This is a genomic window from Pseudorhodoferax sp. Leaf267 (genome assembly GCF_001422405.1).
Lineage (GTDB): Bacteria > Pseudomonadota > Gammaproteobacteria > Burkholderiales > Burkholderiaceae_C > Pseudorhodoferax.
Genome location: NZ_LMMV01000005.1, coordinates 149,180 through 156,241, shown reverse-complemented (window position 1 = coordinate 156,241; position 7,062 = coordinate 149,180). Strand labels below are relative to the sequence as shown.

Sequence of the window (7,062 nt, the reverse complement as noted above, 5' to 3'; positions counted from 1 at the left end):
AGTGCGGGTTCCCGTGTGAAAGTAGGTCATCGTCAGGCTCCTACAGCCCTAAAACGCCCAGACCTCCTAAAGGTCTGGGCGTTTTACTTTGCGCGGAAGAATTTGACGGGCACCGTATGTCGCGCAATCAGTGCGCGTCGAATATCAGCCCAGCCATTGGGTCGTAGATGCGGCATTCTCGACAGAAAGCCGCCAGGTTCTGACGTCTGTTGTCGTCGGAATCTCGAGGCGCAGACGCATGAGGCGCTTGTCACGTGCGACAAGGGCGGTGACGTGCCGGGTTCTGCCCGTATAGAACAGCAGGTCGTCAAGGCGTGAGAGCCGCCAGCCATCGTGTTCTGTTTCCACGCCCAGCCACTCGTCGCCAGCGGAAAATCCGGCCAGTTCGGCGGCCCCGCCCCGCAACACGATTTTGACCTGGATGCCGTTGGCCTCCGATACGCGCAGGCCAAGCCGGTGCGCCAGCTGCGCCGCGTCCTCGTGCACGGCCACACCATGTGCCTCCAGCAATGGCTGCAATGGCAGCTCGTCATGGCCGTGCACCCACGCAGTTAATTCGTCATCGAAGGGTCGGCCTGCCAGTTCGGCGAGTACGGCGGCCAGATCGGCCTCGGCCATCGGCCCGCCGCCGCAGCGCGTCCACAGCGCCCGCATGACGTTGTCCAGCGTTGTCTTGCCCTCTGCGCGCAGGCTCAGGTCCAGACACAGCGCCACGAGCGCGCCCTTGGTGTAGTAGCTGACCGTGGCATTCGGGGTGTTTTCGTCGGAGCGGTAGTACTTGACCCAGGCGTCCATGCTGGACTGGGCGACGGACTGCAGCAGCCGACCGGGCGTCTGCATGACTTGATTGATGCCCTTGTTCAAAAGCTTCACGTAACCGGCGTTGTCGATCAAGCCGCAGCGATGCAGCATCAGGTCGTCGTAGTAGCTCGTGAACCCCTCGAAGAACCACAAGAGCTGGGTGTATTGTTCGGCGTCGTAGGCATAGCGGGCGAACTCGGCTGGGCGCAGACGTTTCACGTTCCAGGTGTGGAAGTATTCGTGGCTGATCAAGCCCAGCAATGTCGTGTAACCCTCGCTTTGCCGCGAGGTATGCGGCCCCTGCGCGGATTCCCCTGCCTGCTCGTCACGGCGCGGCAGATCCCGACGGTTGCACAGCAGCGCCGTGGAATTGCGATGCTCCAGCCCGCCGTAGCCGTCGTCGACTGCGTTGAGCATGAACACATAGCGCTTGTGTGGCGGCTTGCTGCCCTTGACAGCCCCATCTGTTGGCGGATGCCAAAAGCGGATCTGCTCCTCGCAGATCTTCTGGGTGTCGTGCAACAGGCGAGCGCCGTCAAACGACAGGGGTGCGCCTGCGACGACGAAGCGGTGTGGAATGCCGGCAGCCTTGAACTCGCCATGCCAGAACGTGCCCAATTCAAATGGGCAATCGACCAGTTCGTCGTAGTCGGCCGCAAGGTAGTGGCCAAAACCCGCAGCGTCCACATCGGTGCTCGTGAGCCCGGTCGCCACCGACCAGCTGGCCGTCGCGCGCGATGCCACCAGTTCCAGGGCATGTGGCTGCGTCTCATGGCCATGAACGCGCAGGCACAGGCTCGTGCCGTTGAAAAAGCCCCGCTGGCTGTCCAGCCATGCCGTCCGAACGGAATTGTCGTTCGCATAGACCACGTAGCGCAGCACCAGGGGCTTGCCGGGCTCGGCGGTCAGATCCCAACTGTTCTTATCCAGTTGAACGCAGTTGACGACGCGGCGCCCTTGATGCGCCTCCAACTGCTGCAGGTGCTTGGAGAACTCGCGCACCATGTAGCTGCCGGGAATCCACACCGGCAGTGACACGCGCTGATGGGCGGATGGCGCCTGGATCGTCAGCGTGACACGGTAGAGATGGGCATGAAGATCGGCCAGCTCGACGCGGTAGCCGATCGCAGGCGTGTCATGGTGCGCATCGGAGGGGGACTTGCGCGCTGGGGAAGAAGTCGTCTGCATGTCCTGAGAATACAGGAGCGTCGGCGCGATCTCCCCGGGCTGGCGCCCCGTCAGGGCTTGGTGCTGCCCGCCGCCGCCACGAGCAGTTTCTCGACCTCTGCCGCAGGCAAGGCGCCCGGCACGCGCGTGCCGTTGGCGAACAACAGCGTCGGCGTGCCCGTGATCTTGTGCTTGCGGCCGAACTCGACGTTGCGCGCGACAGGCGCGCCGTCGCATTGCGCCGATGGGATCGCCTGGTCGCGCACCATCCAGTCGGACCAGACCTTGGCCTTGTCCTTGGCGCACCAGATGCTTTGCGACTTCGCCACTGAATCCGCGCCCAGGATGGGGTACAGGAACAGGTGGATGGTCACGTTGTCGATCTTCTCCAGGTCGCGCTCGAAGCGCTTGCAATAGCCGCAGTTGGGATCGACGAACACCGCCAGCGTGCGCTTGCCGTCGCCGCGCACGAGCTTGAAGGAATCCTTCAGCGGCAAGCTCTTGAAATCGATCGCCGTCAGCTTGTCGATGCGCTCTTCGGTCAGGTTGCGGCGCAGCTTGGTGTCGAAGACCTGACCCTGAATCAGGTAGTTGCCCTCGGCGTCGGTGTAGACGATGTCTGCACCCTGCAGCCGGACCTCGTACAGGCCCGCCATGGGCGCAGGCGTGATCTCCTCGATCGGGGGCAGTTGGGGCAGGCGCTCTGCCAGGTTCTTGCGGATCGCTGCGATGGGGTCGGCCGATGCGGCGCTGGTGGCGACAGGGGCCGCCGCGGGCACCGGGTTGGCCGCCTCGTTCTTGCCGCACGCGGCAAGGCCCGCCAGAAACAGCGCGGCGAGCGCGACGCGCGAGCGGGGAAGTTGTTGGATCACGGGATGTCCTTTGTGAGTTGTGTGGTTCAGCCGCCGGTGCCCATCGCACGGCGCGCCACCCAGGTCTTCAACGGGCCGCTGCGCTCGAAGCCCTTCATGCCCCAGTTGCGAAGGCCCTGCAACGCAGGGGCCTGGTGCGCGAACAGCTGTTGCAGCCCATCGGTCGCCAGCCGCATCGCGGCCAATGCGGCCTTGCGCGAACGTTCGTAGCGGCGCAGCAGCCGCAGATCGGCCACACTGCGCCAGCTCTCGCGGCTGCGCAGCACGTTCACCAGTTCTGCGGCATCGCCCAGGCCCAGGTTCAGGCCCTGGCCCGCGAGCGGGTGCACGGTGTGCGCACTGTCCCCCGCCAGGGCCCAAGCCATGGCCTGGCCGTCCCCCGTAGTACGCACGCCGACGAAATGGCGGGCCTGCGCCAGCTGCAGCGGCCACGCGGCGCGTTCGCCGCTCGCCTGCAAGCGACCCAGCGACTGGTGGCTGATCTGCTCCAGCGCCTGCGTGAACGTGGTGTCGTCCCACGCCAGGCTGGCGGCAATGCGGTCCTGCGGCACCGCCCAGACCACGGCCACGGTGCTGCCCTCTGCTCCGCCCAATGGCAGCAAGGCCAGCACCTCGCCCGCCAGCAGCCATTGCCGGGCGACCTGGCCATGCGGGCGTTCGCATTGCAGCCGCGTCGCGATGGCGCTTTGCCCGTAGGCATGCGCGTCGTAGTCGAGGCCCCATTCAGCGCGGGTGCTGCTGGCCTTGCCTTCACACAGGACGGTCAGGGCGGCGGGCGGTGCCTGCTCCAGCACCTCGATCTGCGGCTGGTAGCGGACGGCTTCGGCCAGGCGCGTCTCCAGGGCCGCAACGTCCACGACCCAGGCCAGCGGTGTGCCACGGCCCTGGCGCGCCGCATCGAAATTCACCTCGCCACCGTCGTCGCCGAACACCTGCATGGCCTGCACCGCCGTGGCATGCACGGAGTCGGGCCAGCAACGCAGGCCCTCCAGCAGCGCGCGCGATGCGGCATTCAGCGCATAGGCACGCACATCGGACGATTCGCCCGCGCGCGTCGCGCCGGCATGCGGCACCAGCGCCACGCGCAGGCGCTCGCGCGCCATCAGCAGCGCGAGCGTGCGCCCCACGATGCCGCCGCCGCGGATGCAGATGTCGAAAGCTGGGGGAGAAGGCATCGCGGGATTGTAGGAGTGGGGTGCCACAGCCCGGGCGCGCGGGCCTGGATGGCCTGGCACGGCCCATGCACAATGCGCGCCTTCTCTGCGACCAGGAAGTTCAGCCGCCGTGACCACGCATCCCTCTGCCGCCGCCGCTCCGGCGCGCGATGTCCAGGCCCGCATCGCGCGGCTGTTCATCTACCCCATCAAGTCCTGCGCCGGGATCGAGGTTCCCGAAGCGCTGTTGACCGAAACCGGGCTCGAGTTCGACCGCGCCTGGATGGTGGTGGACGAACAGGGCGTGTTCGTGACCCAGCGCGAGTGTCCGCGCATGGCGCTGGTCCGGCCGCAGCTCAAGCACTTCGACATGGTCCTGCGCGCGCCCGGCATGCTGGCCCTGCACATCGCGCTCGACACGGTGGAAGCACCCGTCCAGGTGCGGGTCTGGAAGGACCAGGTCCAGGCCTACGACATGGGCGATGTCGCTGCCCAGTGGTTCAGCGACTTCCTGAACGCCGATCGTCCAGCCGGCACACCCGCGCGCGCGCTGCGCCTGGTGCGCTTCGACCCCGAACAGCAGCGCCTGTCGAACAAGCGCTGGACCGGCGACATCGATGCCCCGACCCAGTTCGCCGACGGCTTTGCCGCGCTGGTGCTGAGCCAGGCCTCGCTGGACGGCCTGAACCAGCGCCTGCAAGCCGCCGGGCACGCCCCGGTCGGCATCGAGCGCTTCCGGCCCAACATCGTGCTGGACGGCATCGAGGCGCACGACGAGGACCGCCTGGACGTGCTGGAGATCGCCACGGCCGACGGCCCGGCGCGCCTGAAGATGGTCAAGCCCTGCCCGCGCTGCCCAATCCCGAACATCGACCCGGCCACGGCGCTCTCCAGCCCCGAGGTCGGCGATGCCATGCAGGCCTACCGCGCGCTGGACGTGGTGGGCGGCGCCATCGCCTTCGGCATGAACGCCATCGTGCTGGACGGCATCGACCACGCGCTGCGGCCGGGCCAGCAGGCGGGTGCGGACTACCGGTTCGACTGAAGCCTGCGCGCCGGCCCGTGCGCGGCCGGTCGCACCGCAGCGCGGGTGCATGCCGGCCGCCTAAAATGCCGGGTTCTCCCGAATCCCCCTGAAAGCCCTGCCATGAGCCTCCAATGCGGCATCGTGGGCCTGCCCAATGTGGGCAAGTCCACCCTTTTCAACGCGCTGACCAAGGCCGGCATCGCGGCCGAGAACTACCCCTTCTGCACCATCGAGCCCAACACCGGGGTGGTCGAGGTGCCGGACCCGCGCCTGGCGCAGCTGTCGGCCATCGTCTCGCCCGAGCGCGTGGTGCCCGCCATCGTCGAGTTCGTGGACATCGCCGGCCTGGTGGCCGGTGCCAGCACGGGCGAGGGCCTGGGCAACAAGTTCCTGGCCCACATCCGCGAGACCGACGCCACCGTCAACGTGGTGCGCTGCTTCGAAGACCCGAACGTGATCCACGTGGCCGGCAAGGTCGACCCGATCTCCGACATCGAGGTCATCCAGACCGAGCTGTGCCTGGCCGACCTGGCCACGGTCGAGAAGGCCCTGCACCGCCACACCAAGGTGGCCCGCTCCGGCGACAAGGACGCGCAAAAGCTCGTCGCGCTGCTGGAGCGCTGCCAGGCCGCGCTGAACGAGAACACCCCCGTGCGCGCGCTGGACTTCACCAAGGAAGAGCGCCCGCTGGTCAAGAGCTTCAGCCTCATCACCGCCAAGCCCGCCATGTTCGTGGCCAACGTGGCCGAGGACGGCTTCGAGAACAACCCCTTCCTCGACCGGCTGACCGAGTACGCGACCAAGCAGGGCGCGCCCGTGGTCGCCATCTGCGCCAAGATCGAGGCCGAGCTGTCCGAGATGGACGATGCCGACCGGCTCGAATTCCTGAAGGAGCTGGGCCAGGACGAGCCGGGCCTGAACCGCCTGATCCGCGCCGCCTACAAGCTCTTGGGCCTGCAGACCTACTTCACCGCTGGTGTGAAGGAAGTGCGCGCCTGGACCATCCACATCGGCGACACCGGCCCGCAGGCGGCCGGCGTGATCCACGGCGATTTCGAGAAGGGCTACATCCGCGCCCAGACCATCGCCTTCGACGACTACATCGCCTACAAGGGCGAGCAAGGCGCCAAGGACGCAGGCAAGATGCGCGCCGAAGGCAAGGACTACGTCGTCAAGGATGGCGACGTGATGAACTTCCTGTTCAGTTCCTGAGGCCTTCCAGCCCGAAGCCGGCCGCCACGGCCTGCGTGTGCTCGCGCAGCCGCGGCGCCGTTCCCCAGGGCAGGCAGCTTGCACAGCCTGGCACCTGGGGCCACCGCAGAGGCCCGGCCCGCCCGACAGCAGCGAAACGAAGACCCGGCATGGCGAGCCTGGGCGCTGGCGTTGCAGGTCTCGGCCCGTTCGGCCGAGGGCCACCTCGCCCATCGCGCAGCGGCAGCGTGGCATGCCAGCAGGCTTGCGCGCGCGATGGCGTCCAGGCAGTTGGGCGACCATGGCCCGGACGGGCGTTCCCTCCGGGCCCATACCGATGTCTGCCGGGACAGGCGGGCGCCCTGTCGCCGATGGCGCGCGACGTTCTGGAGGCGGTCGTGCAGAGGCGTTGAGCCGTGCGGCCCGTCAGGGCTGGCCTTCGAATGCCTCGACATCGGGCGGCAGCGCCACCCAGGCCAGGCGCCGCTGTGCCCAGATCTGCCGCTGCGGCGGGCCGAGTTCATGCCGCTGCCGGAGTGTGCCGATGCGCAGCGAGTAGGCCGTCGGCTCCTGCGTGGCGCAGGCGTACAGCGGGCTGCCGCAGTGCGCGCAGAACGCCAGCACGCGCTGGTTGCCGCTGGCCGCGGTCTTGACGTAGGTGCGGGGTTCGCCCTTGAGCAGCCGGAAGCTGGCGGCGGGCGCGGAGATGTTGGCCCGGAAGGCCGAGCCCGAGTGCGTCTGGCAATCGGTGCAATGGCAGACCGTCATGCTGCCCGGCTCCACGTCGGCCTCGAACGCGATCGCGCCGCAGTGGCACTGGCCTTGGACTTTCATGCTGCTCCTCGGGTGT

At 67.6% G+C, this 7,062-nt stretch carries 6 protein-coding genes; 2 read left to right on the top strand and 4 right to left on the bottom strand.

Going from position 1 to position 7,062, the window contains the following annotated elements; genetic code table 11:
- Positions 1-144: 144 nt before the first annotated feature.
- The 3 genes from ASF43_RS10560 to ASF43_RS10550 form a co-directional block, all read right to left on the bottom strand.
- Positions 145-1,989, bottom strand: a complete 1,845-nt coding sequence (locus ASF43_RS10560; RefSeq protein WP_056180139.1) for a M61 family metallopeptidase — start codon at positions 1,987-1,989, stop codon at positions 145-147.
- A gap of 50 nt (positions 1,990-2,039) precedes the next feature.
- Complete coding sequence (locus ASF43_RS10555) at positions 2,040-2,747, bottom strand: DsbC family protein (RefSeq protein ID WP_056180173.1); 708 nt, start codon at positions 2,745-2,747, stop codon at positions 2,040-2,042.
- Positions 2,748-2,866: 119 nt separating this feature from the next.
- Positions 2,867-4,015, bottom strand: coding sequence for an FAD-dependent monooxygenase (locus ASF43_RS10550; protein WP_056180136.1), 1,149 nt, complete (start codon positions 4,013-4,015; stop codon positions 2,867-2,869).
- Between the two features lie 109 nt (positions 4,016-4,124).
- Here ASF43_RS10550 and ASF43_RS10545 point away from each other — a divergent pair, with 109 nt between their 5' ends.
- Entirely contained in the window at positions 4,125-5,039 is a 915-nt protein-coding gene (locus tag ASF43_RS10545) for an MOSC domain-containing protein (RefSeq protein WP_056180133.1), read from the top strand.
- A gap of 102 nt (positions 5,040-5,141) precedes the next feature.
- Positions 5,142-6,233: a redox-regulated ATPase YchF gene (ychF, locus tag ASF43_RS10540; protein ID WP_056180130.1), complete on the top strand. Its 1,092-nt coding sequence runs from the start codon at positions 5,142-5,144 to the stop codon at positions 6,231-6,233.
- Positions 6,234-6,638: 405 nt separating this feature from the next.
- On the opposite strand, the gene ASF43_RS10535 is transcribed toward ychF, so the two are convergent.
- Positions 6,639-7,046: a GFA family protein gene (locus ASF43_RS10535; RefSeq protein WP_056180127.1), complete on the bottom strand. Its 408-nt coding sequence runs from the start codon at positions 7,044-7,046 to the stop codon at positions 6,639-6,641.
- Positions 7,047-7,062 lie beyond the last annotated feature (16 nt).